Raw genomic sequence first — 3814 nt, 5'->3', positions numbered from 1 at the left:
GGGGCTGCGCAGAACGTGAAGTCCACGCAGAACGCGAAGGCTGCGGGAGATGAGAAGCCCGGGCAGGACTTGACCTCCGCGCACGACGGGCACGCCCATCCGGCAGCGGGTTCGAACGAGGGCATTCCGATCGCCTCTCGCGTCCTTGCGAGCATCTCGCGAGGGTGGAATTGGCTCGAGGAGATGCTCACCGGCCGCTACCACGCGACTTACGGTCTGGCTGTGACCCGCATCCTCATCGGCCTGACCGGGCTCGGCCTGCTGCTGACGAACTTCAATGCCAGGCACTATGCCTTCGGCGTGGGCGCTGCCTGGAACGGAGAGATCGCGCAGCCCAAGAGTGACTTCCCGAATATCTGGCTGTTCTCGCTCTTTCACCGCGCGGTGACCACTCCACCGCTGTTCACCGCCATGATCATCGGTCTGGCGGTCCTTGCCATCCTCATCATCCTCGGCTGGCGGACTCGCATCGTTCTTCCGTTCTACCTCGTCGCGTGGGTGAGCTTCATCGAGCTCAACGACGGTGCCGGCGATCAGGGCGACAATGCGTATCGCATGTTCATGATCGCGATGCTCTTCGCCGACACCACTCGTCGGTGGTCGCTGGACGCCAAACGCAAGCGACAGCAGAATCCGGAGTTCCCCGAAACCGATGGGGGCAGCTACCGCTGGGCCCTCATCATGGCCAACAACCTGGCGATCGTCGTGCTGGCCTTCCAAGTGTGCGCGATCTACATGTCGGGTGGCCTGTACAAGGCCGGGGGCCAAGCCTGGCAGCATGGCTTCGCGGTGTACAACCCGCTCCACACCGCACAGTTCGGAACCTGGCCGGTCCTCTCGGACCTGTTGACAGCCTGGGGGCCGATGGTCGTCGCGGTCTCCTGGGCCTCGATCCTGTTCCAGTGTGCCTTCCCGTTCATGCTCTTCAACAGGTATACGAGAATCGTGGGTCTGCTGGGCATCCTCGCCTTCCACTTGGGGATCGCTCTGCTGATGGGGCTGCCCTGGTTCTCGCTGACGATGATCGCAGTCGACGCCATCTTCATCCGCGACCGCAGTTTTGAGAAGCTCCACAGGTTTGTGAGCCGCTGGTGGACGTCGACGAGCGAAGGGATGGAGCGCGCGAAGGCGAAGTCCTCGCGCTGAGCACCTAAGCGTCGCTCCGAAGGCCAAGTGCTGGGTCTGCGCACGTAGTGTGCACGCTGATACAGGTCGCGCCGAGGAGCGGTCCGGAGATGACTCAGGTTAGGGAACAGTACACAGATTGCAACCCATGTACTGTTCCCTAACCTGAACATCCTCACCGGTGCGCATCAACGCTTCGGGCACATCAACGCTTCGGGCGCAGTTCCAATCCCTCGGACTCCGGATCCTCCGGCAGGTCGATGACGATGTCGTCTCCGTCGGCCACATCCCCGGCGAGCAGGGCACGTGCCAGCTTGTCGCCGATTTCGCGCTGGACCAGCCTGCGCAGCGGCCTGGCACCGAAGGCAGGGTCGTAGCCCTCGAGCGCGAGCCAGTCCTCGGCGGCATCGGTGACCTCGAGCGTGATCCGCCGTTCGGTCAGGCGGGACGCCAGACGCTGGATCTGCAGGTCGACGATCGAGGACAGCTCCTCGGTGCTCAGTGCATCGAAGAGCACGATGTCGTCGAGCCGGTTGAGGAACTCCGGCTTGAACGTCGAATGCACGACGCCCAGCACCGCATCCTTCTGCTCCTGACTACTCAGCGACTTGTCGACGAGGAACTGCGAACCGAGGTTCGAGGTCAGGATCAGGATCGTGTTCCGGAAGTCGACCGTGCGTCCCTGCCCGTCGGTGAGGCGACCGTCGTCAAGGACCTGGAGCAGGATGTCGAAGACACTCGAGTGTGCCTTCTCCACCTCGTCGAGGAGGACGACGGAGTAGGGGCGACGGCGCACAGCCTCGGTGAGCTGGCCGCCCTCGTCGTAGCCGACGTAGCCCGGAGGGGCACCGACGAGGCGCGAGACGGTGTGCTTCTCCCCGTACTCGCTCATGTCGATGCGGATCAGGGCCTTCTCATCGTCGAAGAGGAAGTCCGCGAGGGACTTCGCGAGCTCCGTCTTGCCCACGCCGGTCGGGCCGAGGAACAGGAACGACCCCGTCGGGCGGTCCGGATCGGCGATGCCGGCACGGGAGCGTCGGATCGCGTCGGAGACCGCACCGACTGCGGTCTTCTGACCGATGAGACGCTCGCCGAGGACATCCTCGGCGCCCAGCAGCTTCTCGACCTCGCCCTGGAGCAGACGGCCGGCGGGGATGCCCGTCCAGGACGCGACCACCTCGGCGATGTCATTGCTCGAGACCCGATCGCTGACCATCGGATCGGTCTCGGTTTCGGCATTGGCCTCTTCGGCCTCGGCGAGGTCGATCTCCTTCTGCACCGCAGGGATCTCCCCGTAGAGCAGACGCGAGGCCGTGGCCAGATCCGTGTCGCGCTGCGCCTTGTCCGCCTGCGAACGCAGTTCGTCGAGCTTCTCCTTGAGTTCACCGACCCGGTTGAGGCCGGCACGCTGGGATTCCCAGGTGGCCTCGAGCCCGTGCAGTTCTTCCTCGCGATCGGCGAGATCGGCACGCAGGGCACCGAGGCGCTCGATCGAGGCCGAGTCCGTCTCCTTGGACAGGGCCATGTCCTCCATCTTCAACCGATCCACCGCGCGGCGGAGCTCATCGATCTCGACGGGAGCCGAGTCGATCTCCATGCGCAGGCGGGACGCGGCTTCGTCGACGAGGTCGATGGCCTTGTCCGGCAGCTGACGGCCGGTGATGTAGCGGTTGGACATGGAGGCCGCGGCGATGAGGGCGCCGTCGTTGATCGAGACCTTGTGGTGGGCTTCGTAGCGTTCCTTGAGTCCGCGGAGGATCGCGACCGTGTCCTCGACGCTGGGCTCTCCGACGTAGACCTGCTGGAACCGGCGTTCCAGCGCCGGATCCTTCTCGATGTTCTCGCGGTACTCGTCGAGGGTTGTGGCACCGACGAGGCGCAGTTCACCGCGGGCGAGCATCGGCTTGAGCATATTGCCCGCATCCATCGCCGAGTCACCGGTGGCGCCGGCGCCGACGACTGTGTGGAGCTCATCGATGAACGTGATGATCTGACCATCGGCGTTCTTGATCTCGGCGAGGACGGCCTTGAACCGCTCCTCGAATTCGCCGCGGTACTTCGCACCGGCAACCATTGCAGACAGATCGAGGCTGATCAGCGTCTTGTTGCGCAGTGACTCGGGCACGTCACCGGCGACGATACGCTGGGCCAGTCCTTCGACGACGGCGGTCTTGCCGACGCCGGGGTCGCCGATGAGGACCGGGTTGTTCTTCGTCCGGCGAGAAAGAACCTGGATGACCCGTCGGATCTCCTTGTCACGACCGATGACAGGGTCGAGTTTGGCCTCCCGCGCGGTGGCGGTGAGGTCGACGCCGTACTTCTCCAGCGCCTGCATCGTGTCCTCGGGGTTCTCCGAGGTGACCTTCTTGCCTCCACGCAGCTCGGGCAGGGCGGCCAGCAGCGCATCGCGACCGGCACCATTGCGACGCAGGGCTTCGCCTGCTTCGTCCTTGCCTGCAGCAGCCGCGAGCAACAGGTGCTCCGTCGACACGAACTGATCGCCGAGGCTGGACATCTCCTCCTGCGCGAGATTCATCATCTCGAGCCCGGCGCGGGACAGTCCCGGCTGGGACACGGTCTGACCGGTGACGGTGGGGAGGCCGTCGATGGTCTTCCGGACCGAGGCCAGCACTGTCCGCGGATCGGCGCCGACCTTGGTGACCAGGTTCGAGGCCAGCGAGTCGGGCTG

Annotated in this window: 2 protein-coding genes; one reads left to right on the top strand and one right to left on the bottom strand. The window is 64.9% G+C overall.

All coding sequences use genetic code 11. From position 1 onward, the window contains the following. Positions 1 to 1146 (top strand): HTTM domain-containing protein (locus L0G76_RS14770; protein WP_369696192.1); only part of this gene is annotated, 1146 nt, incomplete at its 5' end. Between the two features lie 184 nt (positions 1147 to 1330). Here L0G76_RS14770 and clpB read toward each other — a convergent pair. After that, the coding region (gene clpB / locus L0G76_RS14765; protein ID WP_304357911.1) for an ATP-dependent chaperone ClpB at positions 1331 to 3814 on the bottom strand (2484 nt) is incomplete at its 5' end.

The sequence above is a fragment of the Brevibacterium picturae genome (assembly GCF_030453725.1).
Taxonomy (GTDB): domain Bacteria; phylum Actinomycetota; class Actinomycetes; order Actinomycetales; family Brevibacteriaceae; genus Brevibacterium; species Brevibacterium sandarakinum_A.
Note: the sequence above shows the minus strand (reverse complement) of the source record. Positions and strands in the feature narration are given on the sequence as shown.